The organism is Clostridium sp. LXY-7 (genome assembly GCF_056172015.1).
This window is the reverse complement of sequence record NZ_JBLLJL010000001.1, coordinates 1-22,859: the sequence shown is the minus strand read 5'-3', so window position 1 is coordinate 22,859 and position 22,859 is coordinate 1. Positions and strand designations below refer to the sequence as shown.

Here is a 22,859-nt window from a genome sequence, read left to right as displayed (position 1 = left end):
TCTAAACACCTACCTTAATAATTTCATTTAATAAATAATCTAATCTTTCTTCTTTGTTTAATATGTATAAGTATCCTATTAGTGCCTCAAATCCTGTCGCCCATCTATATTCACCTATATCTGCATTTTTAGGTGCATTAGATTTAGTATTCCTACCTCTCTTAAATATCGCCATCTCTTCTTCATTTAAATATTCTAAGATATGTTTCATATAGTTGCTTTGAGCTTTAGCTTTTACATGTGATACTGTTTTTATATGTATTTTATGAACATTCATCGTTTTATTTTCACTAACTATATAAGTTCTTATAAAAACTTCATAAACTGCATCTCCTATTAATGCTAGCACAAGAGGATTTAAAAATTTAGCTTCCTCTTCAGTAAATCTCCCCTTAAGTAATTGAAATTCCATAAATTTCTCCTCGTTGAATTATATTTTACATCTTATTATACCGATTAAAATCATAATATGTAAATAAGAGTTATCATTAAATTAATGATAACTCTTATTTAGATCACTGTCATCTAAATAAAATTTTAATCTATAAACATAATGCTAATTTGAAATTAAGATTAATTTAAACATAACACATCTTTATTTCTCCAACAACATAAATTTATATCCCTTATTTTCCAGTGAGAACAATATAGTGTCTGCATGTTCTTTAGATTGAGTTTCTATTTCAAATGCTACATTTGTAAAATCTAGTCCTTTTGAATTCCATGTTTTATCTTGTCTTGTTTTAGATATATTACCACCCAATCTAACTATCTCAGATATTACGGAACTTAATTCTCCAACCTTATCTTGAATTTCTATTGATATATTTATTCTCCTCTTTAACATTACTAGTCCTCTATCAATTATCTTAGACACCATAGCTATATCTATATTTCCTCCACTGATAACAGCTACTACCTTTTTACCATCTTCTTTTATCTTTCCAGATAAAAGAGCTGCTACAGTAGCAGCTCCCGCTCCTTCAGCTAGTATTTTGTTTCTTTCAATTAATGTGAATATACCACTCGCAATTTCATCTTCACTTACAGTTACAATATCATCTATATATTTTCTCATATATTTAAATGTGTCTTCTCCTGGAGTTTTAACTGATATTCCATCCGCCAAAGATTTTACACCTGGAAGTGTAGTTATTCGATTCTTAAGAAGAGATATTTTACTAGATGCAATTATTTCTGCTTGAACTCCTATTATTTTTATGTTGGGATTAATCTCTTTAGCAGCTATTGCTATGCCAGATATTAATCCACCTCCACCTATAGGAACAACTATTACATCTACGTCTGGTATATCGTCGAGAATCTCTAATGCAATAGTTCCTTGACCTGCTATTACCTTATCATCATTAAATGGGTGAACGAATGTTGCTCCTGTTTCCTTCTGAACTTGAATAGCTCTATCATAACATTCATCATAAACTTCACCATACTGTATAACTTCCGCTCCATAATTCTTAGTAGCTTGAACCTTAGTAAGTGGAGCTGTTATAGGCATAACTATGATTGATTTAATTCCAAAAGCTGTTGCTGCATATGCCACTCCTTGCGCATGATTTCCAGCTGATGAAGCGATTACACCATTCTTTTTTTCTTGCTCTGACAATGAACAAATTTTGTTATAAGCTCCTCGTAATTTAAAAGATCCTGTTTTTTGTTTATTTTCATACTTTAAATAAGTTTCACACCCACTCTGTCTTGAAATAGTAGAAGAATAAAATAATGGTGTTCTTCTTATAATACCTTTTAAATTTCCTTGTGCTTCTTTTACATCCTTAAGTGTAATCATCTATATCTCTCCTTATTTATTTCTTCTATTAAAACAATTTCTCTGATCACACTTAATATTCCCCAATACAGTAAAGTTAACACAGTCTTCTAACACTAAATTTGGTAAAATCAAACTCTATATCATATCTTTATAATAAATATCTCATTCTACTTTCACCAAACTAAATTTTAATGTTATTAATTTTAAACTCTTTCTTAATTCTATCAATAACTTCATCTATAGCTATATTTTCTATCTCAGTTTCTTTCCTTAATTTAAATTCAACTTTATTCTCTAATATTTTTTTGCCTACAGTTATTCTTATAGGTATGCCTATAAGATCTGCATCCTTAAATTTAACTCCAACTCTATCATCTCTATCATCTAATAATACGTCTATTCCTAACTCTTTTAATTCAGAATATAACTTTTCTGCCACTTCCATTTGTTCCTCATTTTTTATAAATACTGGTGCTATTATTACTTTAAATGGTGCTACTGCTAATGGCCATATTATTCCATTTTCATCATGATGTTGTTCAATTATAGCTGCCATAGTCCTATTTATTCCTATCCCATAACATCCCATTACTAATGGTTTTTCGTCCCCTTTTTCATCTAGAAAGTTAGCTTTCATAGATTCTGAATATTTTGTTCCTAACTTAAATATGTGCCCCACTTCAACTCCTCTTCTAATATCAAAAGGTCCATCACACTTTGGACATATATCCCCTAAGACTACATTCCTGAAATCTCCTACTATACCACTGAAATCTCTTCCATAATTTACATTTTCGTAATGATACCCTGTATGATTAGCTCCAACAATAAAGTTATACATTTTAGTAACCTCACTATCTACCAATAGCACGTCTACTTTGATTCCTATAGGTCCGGCGAATCCAATCTCTGCATTGGTTGCCCTTCTGACTACTAATTCATCCGCCATTGAAAAATCTATAGCTCCACCTAATGCATTTATCACTTTAATCTCATTGACACTTCTATCTCCCCTTACCATTACGCCAACAACTTTTTCGTCAACCTTATAAATAAGAGTTTTAGCAAATTTCTTTTCAGTAGTGTTAAAGAAATTAACTAGATCTTCAATAGTTCTAATATTAGGAGTTTCAATTTCTCTTGCATCTAATAGTTCTTCCTTTTCTTGCTCTTGTGGAATAGCCATTGCTTTTTCCATATTAGCAGCATAGCTACACTCTGTACAAAATGCAATTTCATCTTCACCAATTTCTGATTTAACCATAAATTCTGCTGACCCTGAACCACCCATTGCACCTGAATCAGCTTCAACTGCACTAAAGTCTAGTTCACATCTACTAAATATACTATTATACGCCTTATACATCTTCTGGTAAGATATGTCTAATCCATCATTATCTTTATCAAAACTATAGGCATCCTTCATTACAAACTCTCTAGATCTCATAACTCCAAATCTTGGTCTTCTTTCATCTCTGTATTTTGTTTGTATTTGATAAAGATTCAATGGCAATTGTTTATATGACCTAATTTCACTTCTAGCAATATCTGTGAATACTTCTTCATGAGTTGGTCCTAAGCAAAAATCTCTACCATTTCTGTCTTTTAATCTAAACATTTCTGGTCCTAAAGTATCCCATCTACCAGACTCCTTCCAAAGTTCCCCTGGAATTAATGCAGATGCTAAAAATTCTTGAGCTCCAGCCTTATCCATTTCATCTCTAACTAGATTTTCAATGTTTCTTAATACTCTAATTCCATTGGGCATAAAAGTATAAACCCCTGATGCTGCTTTTCTTATCATTCCCGCACGAAGCATTAACTGATGACTACTAATTTCAGCTTCTCCTGGAATCTCTCTTAATGTGCTTATAAGCATATTTGAAAGTCTCATTTTTTCTTCCTCCTACATATTTATATATTAATTATTAATTTTGCAAAAAAATAAACTCACCCTATTCATAGGGCGAGTTTTATCGCGGTACCACCTAAATTTGTACTCAATTATATAACGGTATTTTACCGGTAGTTAACTACTGCTCAAAAGCGGGTTCAAAATTTGTGAAAATCTTTCAGCTTACGATTTTCTCTCTGTAAATAAATTTCTACTATTCTTCATCATAGCATATCTCTATATAGTTTTAATAAATTATACATAGAACACTAAAGTTTGTCAACCTTCAGCTCTCCTACTTTTATAAAAGACCTATACTATATTATATAATATAGTATAGGTCTTTCTTTGTGCAAAATAATATATTAGTACTAACATATTATTTTTTATAATTACTTGTTTATACTTCTTTAGGTTTTGCAAATATCATTCTTCCCGCTGCTGTTTGAAGCACTGATGTAACTATTATAGCTATGGTTGCACCTACATATTTTCTTCCATCCTCTACAACTATCATAGTTCCGTCATCCAAGTATGCCACTCCTTGACCAATTTCTTTTCCATCCTTTACAATTTGAGCTTCCATTTCTTCACCTGGTAATAATACTGGTTTAACAGCATTAGCTAGTTCATTTATATTTAGCACTGGCACTCCTTGAAGCTCTGCTACCTTATTTAAATTATAGTCATTTGTTAGTACTTTACCATTTAATGTTTGCGCTAATTTTAGTAACTTTATATCAACTTCCTTTATATCTTTAAAGTCACCTTCCCATATTTCTACCTTAATACTTAACTCTTTTTGAATTTTATTAAGTATATCCAATCCTCTTCTACCTTTTGTTCTCTTTAGAGAATCACTTGAGTCTGCTATATGTCTCAATTCATCTAATACAAAAGTTGGAATTACCAAAGCACTTTCTATGAATCCTGATTGACATATATCAAAAATTCTACCATCAATTATAACTGATGTATCTAATACTTTAGGACCAACTTTTGATGAATTTTTATGCTTACCCTCTTTAGCACTGGTATTTTTTTTAAATCCCGATAGTATAGATATTATTTCATCTTTTTTTCTTACAGATATGTCTGCAAATAGTACTGTGATAATAGCAGCTATTATTATAATTATTATATTTAAAATCATCGACTCTGCTCTTATAAGACTAGATAATAATACAGAAATAATTAAACCTACTAAAGCTCCAATAACTCCAAACACAATGTCCACCACTGGAATTTTTTGAACTGCTTTTTCAAGATAATCCATAGTATTTATAATTCCATTATTTATAAAAGGAGAAATAAAATAAAATATAAAGCCAAATAATAAGATAGAAAATATAATAAAAGATATTGTAGTTAAAGTAGATGTATTTACTCCTATCATAGATAAATATTTATTTTGTATTACCCATTCTGCAAAAACATACCCAATTACTCCGCCTACTAACGTAAATAGTCCTCTCAATATCTTTCTTAACATTTGCTCACCTCCTACAGATTTTTTAAGTTTATCATAATTATTTACAAATTTTCACTATTCTATGCTATATTATTAACTATATCTTATGAATAACGGTATTTCAATAAATTTATTGTTTGTTAATTAAAAATTGACCTGCTATTAATAATTAAAATTTATACTACTTCATCTTATCACCCCCTATTAATATTTAGAATACTAATATATTATATATTCATCAGGTTTGTATTTTACCAAATAACTTAAAAGGAGTGAACACTATGAAGGACCTTATTTTTGATGAATTTCAAGATACAGTAAGTACTTGTTTATTAAAGCATAAAAGTATATTAGATATATTAAGTAAGCTTCAAGAATCTCAAGCTAGGGTAAGTAGAGCTGTAATAAAATCTGTAACTAACTGTGGTTGTGTGAAAATCAATGCTGAAAAACAACATATTGGGAATAATATAGATTTAGATAATATAGATTTAGATAATTTAAATGAATGTTTAGCTAATCACTTAGAGGGTGAGCTTTGCACAAATTGCAGAAAAGTTATTGAAAGAGAGCTCGGCAGTCATCTATTTTATATTACTTCTCTTTGTAATACACTTGATTTAAACCTTTATGACATATTATTAAATGAATATAAAGATATTAAAACCTTTGAAAAATGCAACCTTCTATAGCATGAAAATATAGCACAAACTTAATTTGTGCTATATTTGCTTATCTAATATAAATTGTTCTCTAAGTCTTCTAATACCAGTTTTTATAGTTTTTGCTCTAGCTTCACCTATGCCTTCAACACAATCTAATTCTTCATAAGATGCATTCATGACAGCTTGCAATTCACTAAAGTGCTTAATCAGATTCTCTATTATTGCAAATGGTAATCGCGGAATTTTATTTATTATTCTGTAACCTCTTGGAGATATTAAATTATCAACTAAGGATACATTTGAATAACCTAATACCTTTGATATTAAATCTAAATCTAATATTTCATCTGCTGATAATTTTTCTAAACTTCTGCATATTTGCATGTAGTTATTGTTTTCGTTACAATAATCCCTTACAAGAAATATTCCTTCTTGTTCTACACCTTTTATAAGCTCTCCTAATTGCATAGAAATAAGTCTACCCTCATTTCCTAGCTCACATATGTATGTTTCCACTTCGTTAACTATTCTCATTACCATCTCACTTCTTTGAATAGCCGTTACTACATCTAATAAAGTTGACATATCTTGTAATTCTAATAGATTTAAATTACTCATTACTCTTTCTAGAACTAACTGATATTTCTCTAAGGTTTGTATAGCCTGATTAGCTTTTGCCAATACTTCTCCACTTTCTCTAACCACATATTTTATGTCATCTTTATAAAGTGTTATTATGTTCCTTCTCTGAGAGATGGCTACAACTATAGAACCTGTTTGCCTTGCTACTCTTTGTGCTGTTCTATGTCTAGTTCCAGTTTCTTGGGTTGGAATTGTTGGGTCAGGCATCAGTTGCGTGTTAGCTACTAAAATCTTTTTCAAATCACTGCTAACGACAATAGCCCCATCCATTTTAGCTAATTCGTAGATATATGCTGGAGTATATTCTGAATTTATAGAAAATCCTCCATCTACAATATCTAAAATCTCTTCGCTATCACTTAGAACTATAAGTCCACCAGTTTTCGCCCTTAATATGTTATCTAACCCTTCTCTTAACTGTGTTCCTGGAGACATAATTTTTAATATACTCATAAGCTCCTTCTGTTTCTGTTCCCTCATATTTTCCTCCATAAACCTTATATTGTATTAATCTTAAAAAAGCTCTTTAATAACCTCCCTAACTGTACTAACACCTATTATATTTATCCCTTTAAGTTTTATATCTAATTTTTCCTTATTTCTACTAGGAATTACTATGTTATTAAATCCCATTTTGTATGCCTCATTTATTATTTTTTCTACATGGGATACTGGTCTTACTTCTCCTGTTAATCCTACTTCTCCAATTATTAGAGTATTGTCTAGCTTAACTTCTTTTCCCTTAATACTTGAAATCAGAGCTATAACTACCCCTAAATCACCATAAGTACCTTCTAAACTTAATCCCCCTACCACATTTACATATACATCCGTGTTATAAAAAGGTATTCTTAGTTTTTTTTCTAATACAGCTAAGATTAAGTTTAATCTTTGATTATCTACACCAACAGCTGTTCTTCTCGGCATCGGTGCCTTAGTTTCACTAGCTAAAGCTTGAATCTCTACTAATATTGGTCTTGTACCTTCTATTATCCCAATAACTACAGAACCTTCCTGTTTAGAACTTGTTTGTTGAAGAAATACAGATGAAGCATCTCTTATTTCCTCTAATCCACTTTCTCTCATCTCAAAAACTCCTATTTCACTAGTAGTTCCGAATCTATTTTTAATAGTTCTTAATATCCTAAATTCTTGCGTTCTCTCTCCCTCAAAATACAACACTGTATCAACCATATGTTCTAGCACCCTAGGGCCAGCTAGTTCCCCCTGTTTAGTTACATGAGCAACTATAAAAAGAGATATGTTTCTAGTTTTTCCTATTCTCATTAATTCATTAGTACATTCTCTAACTTGTGAAACACTCCCTGGTGCAGAAGTAATTGTGGTTTTATATAGAGTTTGAATAGAATCTATGATTATAAATACTGGTTCTATATCATTTATATGATTTTCTATCATGTCTATATTAGTTTCAGATACTACATACAGATTATCACTTATAGCATTTAGCCTTTCTGCCCTCATTTTTATTTGTTCTTCTGATTCTTCTCCAGATACATAAAGTACTTTTCCATAAGCTTTAGCTATATTACTTGAGCTTTGAAGAAGTATAGTAGATTTCCCTATTCCGGGATCTCCTGATATAAGAGTCAATGACCCCCTTACCAACCCTCCACCAAGTACTCGATTTAATTCTTCTATGCCTGTATTTATTCTTTCATATTTACTAGACTTTATATTCACTATACTTTGTGGCTTATTCTCTCCTGAAGTTGTAACCGCACGCTTAAAAGTTGAATCTGTTTTAATCTTTATATCTTCTTGCATTGTATTCCAATTATTACATCCAGGACACTTTCCATACCATTTAGGTGCTTCATATCCACATTCATTACACACATATATAGTTTTTGCCTTTGCCACAAAATCACTTCCTCTATATATAATTACATATTTTATAATATCTTTGCAATATTATGTAATATTAATTACTATTTGTAAGCCTTTACTAATAAAAAAACCACTATTAATAGTGGTTTTTTTATTAGTATTAACTATATTTTAATTATATAGACATTATTAGTTAAACTCAATAATAAAGTTTACATTAACTTATTTTTTATTAAATTTTAATTCATTTTCTTCTACGATAACCTCTATATTATCTCCCTTTGTGATATTACCTCTTAATATTTCTTCTGAAAGTTTATCTTCAATGACTTTAGTTATAGCCCTTCTAAGTGGTCTTGCTCCATAATTTGAGTCAAAACCTTCCTTTGCTAATAATTCCTTTGATTCTTTTGTAAATGATATATCTATTTCACTTTCTTTTAATCTTTCACATACAACCTCAAGCATTAAGTCTATAATTCTAATTAAATTCTCTTCATCTAACTTATGGAATACTATTATATCATCTAATCTGTTCAAAAATTCTGGTCTAAATACATGTTTGATTTCTTCTAACACATGCTCTTTCATTTTTTCATATTCATTTCTTGCTTCATCTTTGCTACCCATATTTGCAAAACCCATAGAATTTTGTTTTTTTATTGTTGAAACACCTGCATTAGAAGTCATTATTATTATAGTGTTTTTAAAATCTACAGTTTTTCCTTTAGAATCTGTTAATCTACCATCTTCAAGAATTTGTAATAGTATATTAAATACATCTGGGTGAGCTTTCTCAATTTCATCAAACAATACCACTGAATATGGATGTCTCCTAATTTTTTCAGTAAGTTGGCCAGCTTCATCAAATCCTACATATCCTGGAGGAGCTCCTATAAGTTTCGATACAGTATGCTTTTCCATGTACTCAGACATATCAATTCTTACCATTGAATTTTCATCACCAAACATAGCTTCTGCTAATGCCTTTGATAATTCTGTTTTTCCAACTCCTGTAGGTCCAAGAAATATAAAGCTTCCTATAGGACGTTTTGGATCTCTTAATCCTACTCTAGATCTTCTAACTGCTCTAGCAATTGCATCTACTGCTTCTTCTTGACCTATTACTCTTTTATGAAGTATTTCTTCAAGATTTAATAATCTTTCAGATTCTTTTTCAGTTAACTTCTCTACAGGAATTTTAGTCCAATTTGATATAACTGTAGCTATATGTTTTTCATCAATAATAGCATCAGCATCACTATTTTTAGATACCCAATTATTTTTGCTGCTTTCAACCTTATCCTTAATTTCTTTCTCTTTATCTCTTAACATAGCTGCTTTCTCAAAGTCTTGTAATGCAATTGCATCTGATTTTTCTTTAGTTACTTTTTCTAATTCATCCTCTAAGGCTTTCATATCTGATGGAGGAGTCAATCTCTCTATTCTAACCTTTGCACCTGCTTCATCTATCAAATCAATAGCTTTATCTGGTAAATACCTATCTGTTATATATCTATCTGATAGATTTACAGCAGCTACAATAGCATTGTCTGTAATCTTAACTCTATGGTGGGCTTCATATTTATCTCTTAATCCACTTAATATGGCTATTGTTTCTTCTTTGCTAGGTTCTTCTACTACTACTGGCTGAAATCTTCTCTCTAATGCTGCATCCTTTTCTATATACTTTCTATACTCATCTAGTGTTGTAGCTCCTATACATTGAAGTTCTCCACGGGCTAATGCTGGTTTTAATATATTTGAAGCGTCTATTGCTCCTTCAGCCGCCCCTGCTCCAACTATAGTATGAATTTCATCTATAAATAATATTACATCTCCGACTCTATATATTTCATCCATCATAGCCTTAATTCTTTCCTCAAATTCTCCTCTGTATTTAGCACCTGCCACCATAGAGCTCATATCTACTGTAATAACTTTTTTCCCCTTTAGAATCTCTGGTATATTTCCTTGCGCTATCCTTTGAGCCAAACCTTCTGCAATAGCGGTCTTTCCAACTCCAGGGTCACCTATTAAACAAGGGTTATTTTTCATCCTTCTACAAAGTATTTCTAATACTCTTTCAGTTTCTCTTTCTCTTCCTATAACAGGATCTAATTTACCTTCCAGTGCAAGATCAGTTAGATCTTTTCCATATTTATTTAATGTTGGAGTATTTCTATTATTCTCCTTTCCCCTAATAACTGAATTTGTATTATCTTGAATGACTTCTCCCTTAGATAATTCATTCCTTAACTTGTTAAAATCCACTCCCAAATTAGATAAAATAGTGTATGCAACACCTTCTGGCTCTCTTATAATTGCAAGTAATATATGCTCTGGAGAAACAAAATTGTGATTTAATCCTCTTGCTTCTACAACGCTTAACTCTACTAATCTCTTTGTTCTTGGAGTTAAATAAATTTCATCTATTGGCATATCAATATCGCCATATCCTATATACTTCTCAACAAGCGCTTTAACCCTATCTAAGGTAACCCCTATATTATTTAATAACTGAGATGCCATGCCCTCTTCTTTTATTACTCCCATTAGCATATGCTCAGTTCCAACATAGCCATGTTTAAAGTTTCTTGCTTCTTCATTTCCAAGCATTAGGACTTTTCTTGCTCTTTCATTAAATTTATTGAACATACAATTATCACCCCTTAACCATTCTATTTTAACTTATTTCTCATAATCTCAGCTCTCTTAACATTCCTTTGATATTCATTTAATATAGTTCCTGCATTGCTTTGCATAGTTGATGATAAGCCGTTTATCATAAGTTCATTAATTAAATCCTTTTCTATATCTTGAATTATGTTCATTTCTATACCTAATCTTATATAGGACAACAATTCTAAAGCTTCTTGTGAAGACAATACCCTCGAATATTTTAATAAGCCTAAAGCTCTCATGATTTTATCCTCAAATTCATCTCTATAAGTTCTAAAATACTTTTCTCTAGCTTCTTTTTCTTCTAAAATGATTTTATTGACTACTACCACTAAGTTGTCTATTATCTCTTCTTCGCTAGGACCCAATGTAACTTGATTAGATATTTGATATATATTCCCATATCCTTTTGATCCTTCCCCAAATAGCCCTCTAATAGTCATCCCCATTTTACTAAGCATATTACCCAACCTATCTATTGTTCCTAATCTTGAAAGCATTGGTAAATGAATCATTACTGATGCTCTTAATCCTGTACCTATATTAGTTGGGCAGCTAGTTAAATATCCAAGCTCCTCGTCATATGCAAACTCTAATTCTTCTTCCAGCATGTTATCTACATCATTAATAGTTTCATAACATTCCTTCAAATTTAATCCTTCACTTATACATTGAAGTCTCAAATGATCTTCTTCGTTTATCATTATACTAATGGTCTTCTCTTTGTCTATTATAAATGCTGATTTCTCTCTATTTTCTAATAATGACTCACTAATAATATGCTTTTCTACAAAAGAAGCCCCTAATAATTCATCTACATTCCACATATAGATTATCTCAAAATTTGATGTACTATCATCTTTCTTAAAAAATGCGCTTTTTATTTTCTCAATAGCTTCTTTTCCCTGATCATTATCCATTCTATTTGGAAAAGGTACTCCTTTTATATTTCTCGCTAATCTAACTCTACTACTTATAACCACATCATCATTAACTCTGTTACTCTCAAACCAATTTTCCATATCTATCCCCCACTATGAACTTAACTTTCTTAGTTCATCTCTAATTTCTGCTGCTTTTTCAAATTCCTCTAGTGAAATAGCATTTTGTAATTCCTGTTTCAACCTCAAAATCTCTCTTTTTAAAAGGATTTGTTTTCCACTTGTCTTAGGAATTTTACCTCTATGCTCCAAAGATGGTTGTACTCTTCTCACTACTTGATCTACAGTAGATTTAAATGTGCTATAACACTGGCTACACCCAAGCAATCCCTTTTCTCTAAAATCTCTATAGGTAGTTCCACACACATCACATGACACTTCACTAGGTAACGCTGTTTTCGTAGATGGATTCATATAGTCAATTAATCCACTTAACATATCCTGAAATGAAAATTTATTATTAAGTTTTATATCACTTAATAAAATTCCTCCCTCTACAGTTTTAGCACACTCATCGCATATATGCTTTTCTTCTTTTTCGCCATTTATTATCTTAGTCATATGAAAATTAGCCTCTTTTTCTCCACATACCTGACATAACATAACTCTCACTCCTATTTCCCTATTTAAAAATATTTAAAATGATACTTCTTAAAATATCTGCCCTCACCTTATTTTTATTATCCATTGCAAGATTTAAAGTTCTATCATTGATTACACTTTTTATTATTAATACTTCTCTTTGTGTCAACACATCACTCTCATAAAGGCCCTCTATAAGCTTATTCGCTGCATCATTTGTAATATAATCTCCTATCTTATCTATTAACAATTCAACTAAGGATTTATCATTTGCATAGCATATTCTCGTTATCTTTATACATCCTCCTCCACCTCTTCTGCTTTCAATATAATACCCTTTATCTTGAGTAAATCTAGTAGTCAAAACATAATTTATTTGAGAAGGTGCACAACTAAAATAATTTGCCAACTCATTTCTCTGAATTTCCACCTCTTCACTCTTGGTCTCATCCAATAATTCTTTTATAAATCCTTCTATTACATCTGATAATCTAGCCACTTAAACCCCTACCTTCTGTTATTGAACTCATATTCTATAATCAATTGCTTCTATATGAGTCTTTCTATAATTATTTCCTCCATTATGCTAAATTTAAACCTATTGTTAAAAATTTTATAAATATTATTTACTTTGACTTTCTTTGACCTTAATAAGATATTATATGCTCTTCAAGAAATTTTCAATGCTTATATACTTTCAAATTTTCATATTTTTAATTAATATTCATGATTATACTAAATTAATTATGCTGCTCTTACTTTTTCTAGTTATTTCTCTATTTATGTTATTGACTTAATTCTATGCTTTGTTTTAAATAGTTGTTGATTTTAGAATTACATATTAAAACAAAGCTTAACTTTAAAATATAAATAAGGTACTTCTCCTATTGGAAAAGTACCTTATTTATATATTTTCTATCCTTATATAAAGTTGAAATGCCTTCATCAAATTGGCAATAATTAATAGTAATTAATTTTTCATCATAATACCTTATATTAATATTTTCTTCAGTCATTAAGGCAACGTCTACAGAGGTCCCTTCCTTAACATAACTAAAGCTTCTTAAATCTTGTACTACTTCGCACACATTTTCCTTGTTTTTAATCATATCGCTCCTCCATTTTCTATATATTACCATAAGTATTAAAAGCATACCTTACTATTTTAGCATAAGTTCACTATACTTATAAATCCTTTTTCTTCAGTATTTATTAATCCTCAATAGATTTATCATCTAAAAATCCATTAAACTGAGAATTATATAATTTAGAATACATTCCATTGTGGTTTAAAAGTTCTTCGTGGGTTCCTTGCTCTTTTATCCCTTCTTTAGTTAGCACTACTATTTCATCTGCATTTTTTACAGTAGATAACCTGTGAGCAACTACTATAGTTGTTCTACCTTTAGATAATTCCTCTAAAGACTTCTGTATGATAAGTTCAGATGCATTATCTAGTGCCGATGTAGCTTCATCAAGTATTAATATAGGCGGATTCTTTAAAAACACTCTAGCTATAGATATTCTTTGCTTCTGCCCACCTGATAATTTAACTCCTCTTTCCCCAACATAAGTTTCATATCCTTCAGGTAAGGAAATAATGAAGTCATGAATATTAGCCTTCTTTGCAGCTTCTATAACTTGATCATCATTCGCTTCTGGATTACCATATAAGATATTATCCTTGATAGTTCCTGTAAATAAAAATACATCTTGCTGAACTACCCCTACATTTTTCCTTAATGATTTTAATTTTATGTTCTTTATACTTTCTCCATCAATAGTTAAATCTCCTTCATTTAATTCATAAAATCTTGGAATTAAATGGCAAATAGTTGTTTTTCCACCTCCTGATGGTCCAACTAACGCTAAAGTTTTTCCAGCATTGATACTTAAATCAATATTTGATAGTATTTCTGTACTATCATTATATCTAAAAGTAACATTTTTAAATTCAATATTTCCTTCTACATTTTCTATATCCTTAGCTTCTTCACTATCTATTATTTCAGGTTTAGTTTCCATCATTTCTATAAATCTTTGGAATCCAGACATACCAGTTTGATATTGCTCTATGAATGATGTAAGCCTTCTAATAGGTTGCATAAAATAAGCTATATATAAGAAGTAAGTAGCTAAATCAACTATATCTATCTCACCTTTATAAACAAAGTATCCACCAAATCCTAAGACTATTACATTAAGCATATCTACAAGAAATTTCATTCCAGACATAAATTCGGCCATATATTTATAAGAATATGATCTGCTTGTTTTAAACTCTACATTTCCCTCATCAAATTTATCCATTTCATATTCTTCATTTGTAAAAGATTTTGCAACTCTTATACCAGAAATACTACTTTCTATTTTTGTATTAACTAATGCAATTTTTTTTCTTACATCATAAAAAGCTTTAGACATTTTTACCCTTTTAGTAAGAGCAAACCATATAATTATAGGTATGAACATAAATACAATTACAGTTAACTTAATATTTATATTACACAATAGTATAAAAGAACCTATTAACATTACTAATGATATAAATAAATCCTCAGGCCCATGATGTGCCAGTTCTGATATATCCATCAAGTCATTAACTATCCTAGACATTATATTTCCTGTTTTATTATTATCAAAATAACTAAAAGATAATGTTTGCAAATGAGAAAATACCTCTTTTCTCATATCGTACTGCATCCTCACTCCCATAACATGTCCCCAATAATCAACTATGTAACTAGCTATTAATTTTATTACATATAATACCGCCAATACAAAGGTAAATATTAATATAGTCCTTAAATTTTTATTTGGTATAGCATCTTTTAACAAGAAGTTTGTTAACATTGGAAATACCAAATCCATTATTGCAACTAAAAACGCACATACCATGTCTAAAATAAATAAACCTCTATGTGGTTTATAGTAAGAAATAAATTTTTTTATCATTTTTATACCCCTTTCATTTGCAAATATCAAGGCTTTTCTATAGTACTGCTAGAAAAGCCTTAATCTATTATATATTATTTTCTTTGAAAAACTTTTCAATATCCTCTACTGACTTAATTACATGGGAACTTAGATTTATATTTCCATCCGCTGTTACCAATACATCATCTTCAATTCTGATCCCAATTCCTTCTTCTTCAATATAAAGTCCTGGTTCATTAGTCAGTACCATTCCTGGCTTTAATACTATATCTCTGGCTCCTACATCATGGGTATCTAATCCTAAAAGATGTCCTACTCCATGATAATAATATTTTGATATTTCGTTATCATCTTTTATTAGTCCTATTCTTTTACATCCATTGCTTAATACTTTTTTTGCTACATCATTTAATTCCTTAATTGTCATTCCCGGTTTTATAATATCATTAATTTTCTCATTAGCTTCTAATACTATATTATAAATCTCTTTTTGTCTTTCTGTAAACTTACCATTTACAGGGAATGTTCTACTTATATCAGCGTTATAATAATTATACTGAGCTCCTAAATCTAAAAGCATCAAATCTCCATCTTTTGTTTGACAATTATTATCTTCATAATGAAGTACTGTAGCATTTTTGCCAGATGCTGCTATAGTAGTAAATGCATAATCTTTTACTCCATTTTTCTTTAATATAAAATCAAAATACGCTTCGATTTCATATTCCATCATACTTGGTTTAGCATATCTCCACATTTCCTTAATGCCTTCATAAGTAATATCTATAGCCTTCTTAATTTCTTCAATTTCGTCTGGTTCTTTTATAGTTCTAATTTCACATATGGTATGATATATATTATGAATTTTTAGATATGGATATCTTTTAGATAAGTCTAAAGCAAACTCTTGAGCTTTAGTTTCCATAATATTATACTCTTGTCTTTCTAAATCAAGATAAAGTTTATCTATCTCCGTTCTATTTAAATATCCTCCCATAGTATCCACAAAATCTTTTAAAAACATAATGTTCTCTATGCCTGAAATGTTTTTACACTCCTGCTCACCTATAGTATCTCCAACCCACTTAGCCATTACTGGGTCGCTTTCCTCTATAAATAGACTTTCACTTAATTTTCCATTTAGCTTTGTCATAACAAGTATGATTTTATCCCTATCTATTCCTGTCATATAGTAAAAATTTCTATTAGGTGTAAACTTATACACCTCATCTGCCGATTTATAGGGCGCTTGCCCTGCAAACAATATCATCATAGAATTGTCTTCTATTTTTTCCCCTAACTTCCTTCTTCTTTCAATAAAAATCTCTTTTCTCATACCCTAACCCCCATTATATTTATATAATTTTAAAATAGATATCTGATATTATAATTAGCTTATAGCCTTTTTAGCTTTACTAACATTAAATATTAATCTATAATAAATATTTTATTATAGCAATTATTCCTAAATGAACTGGATAAAAACTATAGAAAAACCATTTAAGTCTTCTTCCTTTTTCTCCATTATACTTATATATGAATATTAATGATAACAAGCTAAAACTTTGTAATAGAACTCTTAAGTTAATGCTGCCATCTGCCAATAATAAATATTTCATTATAGGTAATACATATAAAATATTTATTATTAGTAGTATCAGCGTTAACTTTTTAAAGTTTTCTCTAAAGGCTTTAAATGTTACTATTACCGCAACACCATACATCCCATAGTCTGTAGTATAATACTCATTTTCCACTGCAACTAATAAAATCATAACTAATACTACTTTTACCATTAAATTGAGTGTTGAATTTTTATTAAAATTTCTATCTATAATATTTAACACAACTAGTCCCACCGCTAAGGTGAAAAATATATTTAGATTACTGAAATTAACATCAAATGCAAACATAAATGGAAATTGAGAAATCACTGCAAATATAAATAGCCTTCCAACATATTTTCCCATATTAGAAGTTTTATAATAACCTTCAACTATAAAAAATGCAAATATAGGAAAGGCTAACCTTCCTATTATTCTAAAAATTATATATTCTGGGAAAAATACAGCTCCTATATGGTCCATTAGCATTGTTAAGCAAGCAAATACTTTCAAAAAAGAATTATTCATGATCCCAACCCTCTTTTTATTATAATTATTTATTTATATTACTTAAATTCATTATATTCTTTAAAGGAATACTCATGATGTGAAGTATCTGCGCACATCACCATATTATATTTATCATTTTCCACTTCTATAATAGTTAAACTAGTTTGTTTTATAAATGGAGTCTTCCATAACTCACTTAATTGTCTATTTTCTAATTTAAAAAATATAGCTTTTATAGGAAGTGTATGAGTAACTATAAGTATGTTTTCATCAGGATGCTTTCTAATTATATCCTTTAATCCCTCATTTACTCGCTCTATCATATCTTCAAAGCCTTCACCTTCTCCAATTGGCTTGTACATATGAGGTCTATTCCAATAGTTATAATATTGTTCCTCTGATAACTCTTTGATTTCTTGCTGATTTAATCCTTGAAAATCTCCTAACTTTATTTCCCTTAATCCTTGATGTTGAAGAATTTTTATATTTCTATCGCCCTTAACTATTTCTGCTGTATCAAAAGCTCTTCCACTAGGACTTGCATATATAGCATCTATTTTGAGGTCATTAATTCTATCCCTTAACCATTCTGCCTGAATTATACCAAGTTCTGTTAATGGAGAATCATTCCATCCCTGCATTCTCCCTTCTTTATTCCATGTAGTCTCACCATGTCTAGTAATATATAAAGTCGTTGCCATTATATACCTCCTGCTATTTAATCATAAATTAATTTTAATATAACTTTTCCTTATATGCAAATTTCATAATCATATTAATTTTGATTAAATTATACCTACTCTCTATACTATTACAAATATAAATTATTTAAAATAAAAATAGAAAAGAATTTACCAATATCATAGGAATTTCTTTTCTAATAAATTAACTTTATTTTTTTCTTAGTGGAAATAATTTAGACTGAAAGAAAAGCTGTTCTATTAATAAATCATCTGAGATATTATCTTTTTTGTTTTTTCCTTCTCTAAAGTTTCTTTTGAATTCATCATTATTTTCTTCTACATGCTCGTATATAGCATTTTTCATCATCTATACCTCCTCTAACTATAATATCGAATCCATCACTCTCTAAAATGTTACATATAACTTTAGCATCTTCTTCCTCTGTATAACTCATTTCAATAGTGAAGTTATCTTGTGGACCAACTATTCCCATGTAATCATGTATCGTACTATAATCACTTAAATTTATACATCCATATATATTAATTTTATAGTTAGACACTTTTCATCACCTGCCTACTGAGTTATTAATATTTTGTCAACATACATTGCTATTTATTCACAAAGTTTCAAATTAGCATTAATCTTTTTACACTTAAAAAAGCTAGTGAGCTTTACTCACTAGCTTTTTCTTGTATATTAAGCTTCTCTTTTAATATCATTAATAATTCTGTTTACTATGTCTGTAGGAACTTCTTCATATCTTTCAAATCTAGTTCTAAATGTTCCTCTTGCACCAGTTAAGCTTCTTAAATCTGTTGCATAATTATACAGTTCTGATTGAGGTACTTCTGCTACTACTTTTTGTCCCTTATTAGCAGGCTCCATACCTAAAATTCTTCCTCTTTTCTTATTAATATCAGCTATAACATCCCCCATATAATCATCTGGAACTTCTATCTCTACATACATTATAGGTTCTAGTAATATCGGTTGTGCTTCCTGTAGTCCTTTTTTATATGCCATAGATGCTGCAATTTTAAAGGCCATTTCAGAAGAATCTACTGGGTGGAATGACCCATCATGTAAAGTTGCCCTTAATCTAATTACTGGATATCCTGCAAGTACTCCATGAGTTATACATTCTCTTAATCCCTTTTCAACAGCTGGTATATATTGTCTCGGAACTACTCCTCCTACTACTGCATCAACAAAATCTAATTCGTCCTCTCCATCAATTCTTGGTTCAAATTTAATTTTTACATCTCCATATTGTCCATGTCCGCCTGATTGTTTCTTATGCTTTCCTTGAATATCTGCCATCTTTTTAATGGTTTCTCTATATGGAGTTTTAGGTACTTTCAGCTCTACATCTGCACCAAATTTATTTTTTAATTTATTTATTAATACCTCTAGGTGAGTTGATCCTAACCCTGAAATTATAGTTTCAGCATTTTCTAAGTCCCTTGATATTGAAAATGTTGAATCTTCCTCTAATAGCTTAGAGAGACCGTTGGAAATTTTATCTTCATCACCTTTTGACTTAGGAAATGCACTTCTTGAATAAATTGGTAATGGGAAAGAAATTCTATTAAATTCTATATGTCGACTAGGGCTACATAATGTGTCACCTGTGCTAGTGAATTGCAATTTAGCAACTGCCCCAATATCACCTGCTTTTATTTCTTGAGTGGGATATTGTTTTTTACCTTTCATAAAATATAAGGTCGCCATTCTCTCTTCTTTCTCTTTTGAAGAGTTATAAACTATATTATCAGCAGTTGCAGCTCCTGTAATAACTCTAAACATTGATAATTTCCCTATAAACGGGTCAACAATAGTTTTAAATACCAATGCTGAGAATGGATCATTTTCATTAATTTTTACATTGATATAGGCATTATTCTTTATGTCTTTTGCTATATAAGAATTTGTTTCTATAGGCGATGGAAAACATTCAACGATATCCTCTAATAATGTCATAATTCCAACATTGTTTAATGCTGATCCACACATAATTGGACAGATATCCCCCATAGATGCCCCTTTTATTAAACCTTGGTAAATTTCATCCATGCTTAATTCGCCTTCATTAAAATATTTATCAAGTAGTGTTTCGTCTGTTTCAGCTACTGCTTCCATTAACATTTGTTTGCACTCTTCAACACTATCTCTTAATTCCTCTGGTACTTCTGATTCTTCAACTTGATTAGTTTTTGGATTATATATTCTAGCTTTGTTTGATATTATGCTAATAACTCCTTTAAAATCCTGCTCTGATCCTATTGGATATTGAATTGGTACTACTGACACACCAAATTTTTCTTTCAGCTGAGATAAAACTTTTTCAAAATTACTATTTTCTCTGTCAAGTTTATTTATAAACATTGCTCTTGGTAATTTGCGTTCTTCAGCATAGTCCCAAGCTTTCTCCGTTCCAACTTCTATACCTGAAACTCCACAAACAGTTATCATAGCCATGTCTATTGCACTTAAGCCCTCTATAACCTCACCTACGAAATCAAAAAATCCTGGCATATCCACTAAATTAATCTTAACATCTTTCCATTCACAATGTGCTACCGATGTTGATAATGATATTTTTCTTTTCTTTTCTTCAACATCATAATCACTTACAGTAGTTCCATCTTCAACTTTTCCTATTCTATCAATTTCTCCTGTTTGATATAACAAAGCTTCCATTAAAGTTGTTTTTCCTGAACTACTATGTCCAATTATACCCACATTTCTCAAGTTGTTAATTTTATACTCTTTCATATGCCGTACCTCCTACTTTTTTTAAAAACATAATGCCAATATAAATATATATTCTATAAATATTTAATATATCCTTCGAATTTTTTAAATATTTATAATATTATAAATATTTAAATTATTTAACTTCATTTGTTACTAATACTACCCATAAAATCTTTCTTTATTATATTTATTTTAGTATATATGTAACGATTTTATTAACATACTATTATCTTTATATAATAAAAGATTAAAATCTACACTACAATTTGTCTATTTTCCTTTGAGATTAATATAATATACCTAAATTGGAATTTATTTTGTTATAATAATACATATAATTAAATTGGAGTGTGATTTAAATGATGCCAACGCCACATATCAATGTATCAGAAAATAATATTATTGCTGAAACTATTTTGCTGCCTGGTGATCCATTAAGAGCAAAATACATAGCTGAAAATTTCTTAGAAGATGTAAACCAATTTAATACTGTAAGAAATATGTTTGGATATACTGGCACATATAAAGGGAAAAAAATTTCTGTTATGGGTACAGGGATGGGTATGCCTTCTATGGGAATCTATTCCTATGAGCTTATTCACTTTTATGGAGTGAAAAACTTAATTAGAATTGGATCTTGTGGTTCAATTCAAGAAAATGTGAAAGTAAGAGATATCGTTATAGGAATGAGCGCATCTACCAATTCAAACTATGTATCTCAATATAATTTACCTGGAACATATGCCCCTACGGCTTCTTGGAAATTACTTAATAAGGCAGTAACTATTGCTAACAAGAAAGGTATTTCCCCTAAAGTAGGAAATATTTTATCTTCTGATATCTTCTATGATGTAAATACTGATTCATGGAAAAGATGGTCTGAAATGGGCGTATTAGCTATTGAAATGGAAGCTGCTGCACTATATATGAATGCTGCTAATGCCGGCGCAAATGCTATCTGCATATTAACAGTATCTGATTCTATAATTACTCATGAGGCCACTACTGCAGAAGAAAGAGAAACTACTTTTACTACAATGATGGAAATTGCTCTAGAACTAGCTTAAAAAATAAAACTGCTACTGAGAATTCAGTAGCAGTTTTATTTTAATTTAAATAAATGGATTTTATCCACATTAATTTTTTCTTGCGCTGTTGATATGTTGACAATTTTAATTTTAATTGTGTATAACTTTATTAAAATTAATCCATAAAGTTATATTTACTTCATATGAAAAATAAAAAAGTAGTTCTGTTAAGAACTACTTATATTCTTTATCACCAAATTAAAATGGCTCCGTGGAGAGGATTCGAACCTCCAACCTATCGGTTAACAGCCGAGTGCTCCACCATTGAGCTACCACGGAATATTGACCTGGCAACCACCTACCCTCCCACAGAGCTTCCCCTGCAGTACTCTCAGCCGTCTTGTGCTTAACCTTCGTGTTCGGTATGGGAACGGGTGTATCCACAAAACGCATCATTACCAGATTAAAATTGTTATAGCCTTCACATTACTTCGTCAACTTCAGTCATTACGGTGCTCATTTACGTCTATGTAAACTCCGCTCCTCATTCCTTTGTTTCCTTGTACTGCTTGCCTCTACCAATTTTACATTGAGATATTCTCTCAAAATTACATAGTAAACATAAGAATTTCGTCATTATTAGGTCAAGCCCTCGACTTATTAGTATGAGTCAGCTGAACATGTTACCATGCTTACACCTCTCACCTATCAACCTGGTGTTCTTCCAGGAGTCTTACTGACTTACGTCATGGGAAATCTCATCTTAGGGTGGGCTTCACGCTTAGATGCTTTCAGCGTTTATCCCTTCCCAACATAGCT

At 30.2% G+C, this 22,859-nt stretch carries 20 protein-coding genes, 1 tRNA gene, 2 rRNA genes and 1 other annotated feature; of the genes, 2 read left to right on the top strand and 21 right to left on the bottom strand.

The window, feature by feature from the left end; all coding sequences use genetic code 11:
* Position 1: 1 nt before the first annotated feature.
* From ACI48Q_RS00115 to ACI48Q_RS00100, 4 genes are all read right to left on the bottom strand, one after another.
* Entirely contained in the window at positions 2 to 412 is a 411-nt protein-coding gene (locus ACI48Q_RS00115; RefSeq protein WP_474917014.1) for a Mini-ribonuclease 3, read from the bottom strand.
* Between the two features lie 183 nt (positions 413 to 595).
* On the bottom strand, positions 596 to 1,807 hold the full coding sequence (ilvA, locus tag ACI48Q_RS00110; protein WP_474917013.1) for a threonine ammonia-lyase: 1,212 nt from the start codon (positions 1,805 to 1,807) through the stop codon (positions 596 to 598).
* A 163-nt stretch (positions 1,808 to 1,970) separates the two neighbouring features.
* Complete coding sequence (locus ACI48Q_RS00105; protein WP_474917012.1) at positions 1,971 to 3,683, bottom strand: proline--tRNA ligase; 1,713 nt, start codon at positions 3,681 to 3,683, stop codon at positions 1,971 to 1,973.
* A gap of 65 nt (positions 3,684 to 3,748) precedes the next feature.
* Positions 3,749 to 3,920 (bottom strand) — a binding site (T-box leader).
* Positions 3,921 to 4,083: 163 nt separating this feature from the next.
* The gene (locus tag ACI48Q_RS00100) at positions 4,084 to 5,175 is read right to left on the bottom strand and encodes a PIN/TRAM domain-containing protein (protein ID WP_474917011.1); all 1,092 of its coding nucleotides are present in this window, start codon (positions 5,173 to 5,175) and stop codon (positions 4,084 to 4,086) included.
* Positions 5,176 to 5,435: 260 nt separating this feature from the next.
* Between ACI48Q_RS00100 and ACI48Q_RS00095 the strand changes: the two genes are divergently transcribed.
* A complete protein-coding gene (locus ACI48Q_RS00095; protein WP_474917010.1) occupies positions 5,436 to 5,846 on the top strand; it encodes a nucleoside triphosphate pyrophosphohydrolase family protein in 411 nt (136 codons plus the stop codon).
* Positions 5,847 to 5,876: 30 nt separating this feature from the next.
* Here ACI48Q_RS00095 and disA read toward each other — a convergent pair whose 3' ends face one another.
* The 14 genes from disA to fusA form a co-directional block, all read right to left on the bottom strand.
* Complete coding sequence (gene disA, locus ACI48Q_RS00090) at positions 5,877 to 6,941, bottom strand: DNA integrity scanning diadenylate cyclase DisA (protein WP_474917008.1); 1,065 nt, start codon at positions 6,939 to 6,941, stop codon at positions 5,877 to 5,879.
* Positions 6,942 to 6,974: 33 nt separating this feature from the next.
* Positions 6,975 to 8,345, bottom strand: a complete 1,371-nt coding sequence (radA, locus tag ACI48Q_RS00085) for a DNA repair protein RadA (protein WP_474917006.1) — start codon at positions 8,343 to 8,345, stop codon at positions 6,975 to 6,977.
* Positions 8,346 to 8,534: 189 nt separating this feature from the next.
* Complete coding sequence (locus tag ACI48Q_RS00080; protein WP_474917004.1) at positions 8,535 to 10,970, bottom strand: ATP-dependent Clp protease ATP-binding subunit; 2,436 nt, start codon at positions 10,968 to 10,970, stop codon at positions 8,535 to 8,537.
* A gap of 23 nt (positions 10,971 to 10,993) precedes the next feature.
* Positions 10,994 to 12,016 (bottom strand): protein arginine kinase, encoded by a 1,023-nt coding sequence (locus tag ACI48Q_RS00075; protein ID WP_474917002.1) that lies wholly within the window; start codon positions 12,014 to 12,016, stop codon positions 10,994 to 10,996.
* Between the two features lie 12 nt (positions 12,017 to 12,028).
* On the bottom strand, positions 12,029 to 12,538 hold the full coding sequence (locus ACI48Q_RS00070; RefSeq protein WP_474917001.1) for a UvrB/UvrC motif-containing protein: 510 nt from the start codon (positions 12,536 to 12,538) through the stop codon (positions 12,029 to 12,031).
* 19 nt (positions 12,539 to 12,557) lie between these two features.
* Complete coding sequence (locus tag ACI48Q_RS00065; RefSeq protein WP_474917000.1) at positions 12,558 to 13,016, bottom strand: CtsR family transcriptional regulator; 459 nt, start codon at positions 13,014 to 13,016, stop codon at positions 12,558 to 12,560.
* Positions 13,017 to 13,401: 385 nt separating this feature from the next.
* Positions 13,402 to 13,626, bottom strand: coding sequence for a hypothetical protein (locus tag ACI48Q_RS00060; protein ID WP_474916998.1), 225 nt, complete (start codon positions 13,624 to 13,626; stop codon positions 13,402 to 13,404).
* A 103-nt stretch (positions 13,627 to 13,729) separates the two neighbouring features.
* Positions 13,730 to 15,472: an ABC transporter ATP-binding protein gene (locus ACI48Q_RS00055; RefSeq protein WP_474916996.1), complete on the bottom strand. Its 1,743-nt coding sequence runs from the start codon at positions 15,470 to 15,472 to the stop codon at positions 13,730 to 13,732.
* Between the two features lie 67 nt (positions 15,473 to 15,539).
* Positions 15,540 to 16,790: an aminopeptidase P family protein gene (locus tag ACI48Q_RS00050; protein WP_474916994.1), complete on the bottom strand. Its 1,251-nt coding sequence runs from the start codon at positions 16,788 to 16,790 to the stop codon at positions 15,540 to 15,542.
* Positions 16,791 to 16,887: 97 nt separating this feature from the next.
* Positions 16,888 to 17,586 (bottom strand): TraX family protein, encoded by a 699-nt coding sequence (locus ACI48Q_RS00045; protein ID WP_474916992.1) that lies wholly within the window; start codon positions 17,584 to 17,586, stop codon positions 16,888 to 16,890.
* 38 nt (positions 17,587 to 17,624) lie between these two features.
* Positions 17,625 to 18,269, bottom strand: coding sequence for a histidine phosphatase family protein (locus ACI48Q_RS00040; RefSeq protein ID WP_474916991.1), 645 nt, complete (start codon positions 18,267 to 18,269; stop codon positions 17,625 to 17,627).
* Positions 18,270 to 18,459: 190 nt separating this feature from the next.
* Positions 18,460 to 18,615 carry a hypothetical protein gene (locus ACI48Q_RS00035; protein WP_474916989.1) on the bottom strand — a complete coding sequence of 52 codons (156 nt, stop codon included), beginning with the start codon at positions 18,613 to 18,615 and terminating at the stop codon, positions 18,460 to 18,462.
* Positions 18,578 to 18,814, bottom strand: coding sequence for a hypothetical protein (locus ACI48Q_RS00030; protein WP_474916988.1), 237 nt, complete (start codon positions 18,812 to 18,814; stop codon positions 18,578 to 18,580). Before ACI48Q_RS00030 ends, ACI48Q_RS00035 begins: the two co-directional genes overlap by 38 nt.
* Before the next feature lie 137 nt (positions 18,815 to 18,951).
* Positions 18,952 to 21,030 (bottom strand): elongation factor G, encoded by a 2,079-nt coding sequence (fusA, locus tag ACI48Q_RS00025; protein ID WP_474916986.1) that lies wholly within the window; start codon positions 21,028 to 21,030, stop codon positions 18,952 to 18,954.
* A 341-nt stretch (positions 21,031 to 21,371) separates the two neighbouring features.
* On the opposite strand from fusA, the gene deoD reads away from it, so the two are divergent.
* Positions 21,372 to 22,079 (top strand): purine-nucleoside phosphorylase, encoded by a 708-nt coding sequence (gene deoD / locus ACI48Q_RS00020; protein ID WP_474916985.1) that lies wholly within the window; start codon positions 21,372 to 21,374, stop codon positions 22,077 to 22,079.
* A gap of 225 nt (positions 22,080 to 22,304) precedes the next feature.
* On the opposite strand, the gene ACI48Q_RS00015 is transcribed toward deoD, so the two are convergent.
* The 3 genes from ACI48Q_RS00015 to ACI48Q_RS00005 form a co-directional block, all read right to left on the bottom strand.
* Positions 22,305 to 22,379, bottom strand: a tRNA-Asn gene (locus ACI48Q_RS00015).
* A 6-nt stretch (positions 22,380 to 22,385) separates the two neighbouring features.
* A 5S ribosomal RNA gene (gene rrf / locus ACI48Q_RS00010) occupies positions 22,386 to 22,503 on the bottom strand.
* 177 nt (positions 22,504 to 22,680) lie between these two features.
* Positions 22,681 to 22,859: ribosomal RNA gene (locus ACI48Q_RS00005) — 23S ribosomal RNA — on the bottom strand; the annotation flags it as partial.

Bases quoted from the DNA above. Each gene is read 5' to 3' on its own strand.
- ACI48Q_RS00115 (WP_474917014.1), bottom strand. From the start codon at position 412: ATGGAATTTCAATTACTTAAGGGGAGATTTACTGAAGAGGAAGCTAAA.
- ilvA (WP_474917013.1), bottom strand. From the start codon at position 1,807: ATGATTACACTTAAGGATGTAAAAGAAGCACAAGGAAATTTAAAAGGT.
- ACI48Q_RS00105 (WP_474917012.1), bottom strand. From the start codon at position 3,683: ATGAGACTTTCAAATATGCTTATAAGCACATTAAGAGAGATTCCAGGA.
- ACI48Q_RS00100 (WP_474917011.1), bottom strand. From the start codon at position 5,175: ATGTTAAGAAAGATATTGAGAGGACTATTTACGTTAGTAGGCGGAGTA.
- ACI48Q_RS00095 (WP_474917010.1), top strand. From the start codon at position 5,436: ATGAAGGACCTTATTTTTGATGAATTTCAAGATACAGTAAGTACTTGT.
- disA (WP_474917008.1), bottom strand. From the start codon at position 6,941: ATGAGGGAACAGAAACAGAAGGAGCTTATGAGTATATTAAAAATTATG.
- ACI48Q_RS00080 (WP_474917004.1), bottom strand. From the start codon at position 10,970: ATGTTCAATAAATTTAATGAAAGAGCAAGAAAAGTCCTAATGCTTGGA.
- ACI48Q_RS00075 (WP_474917002.1), bottom strand. From the start codon at position 12,016: ATGGAAAATTGGTTTGAGAGTAACAGAGTTAATGATGATGTGGTTATA.
- ACI48Q_RS00070 (WP_474917001.1), bottom strand. From the start codon at position 12,538: ATGTTATGTCAGGTATGTGGAGAAAAAGAGGCTAATTTTCATATGACT.
- ACI48Q_RS00060 (WP_474916998.1), bottom strand. From the start codon at position 13,626: ATGATTAAAAACAAGGAAAATGTGTGCGAAGTAGTACAAGATTTAAGA.
- ACI48Q_RS00055 (WP_474916996.1), bottom strand. From the start codon at position 15,472: ATGATAAAAAAATTTATTTCTTACTATAAACCACATAGAGGTTTATTT.
- ACI48Q_RS00050 (WP_474916994.1), bottom strand. From the start codon at position 16,790: ATGAGAAAAGAGATTTTTATTGAAAGAAGAAGGAAGTTAGGGGAAAAA.
- ACI48Q_RS00045 (WP_474916992.1), bottom strand. From the start codon at position 17,586: ATGAATAATTCTTTTTTGAAAGTATTTGCTTGCTTAACAATGCTAATG.
- ACI48Q_RS00040 (WP_474916991.1), bottom strand. From the start codon at position 18,269: ATGGCAACGACTTTATATATTACTAGACATGGTGAGACTACATGGAAT.
- ACI48Q_RS00035 (WP_474916989.1), bottom strand. From the start codon at position 18,615: ATGAAAAATGCTATATACGAGCATGTAGAAGAAAATAATGATGAATTC.
- fusA (WP_474916986.1), bottom strand. From the start codon at position 21,030: ATGAAAGAGTATAAAATTAACAACTTGAGAAATGTGGGTATAATTGGA.
- deoD (WP_474916985.1), top strand. From the start codon at position 21,372: ATGATGCCAACGCCACATATCAATGTATCAGAAAATAATATTATTGCT.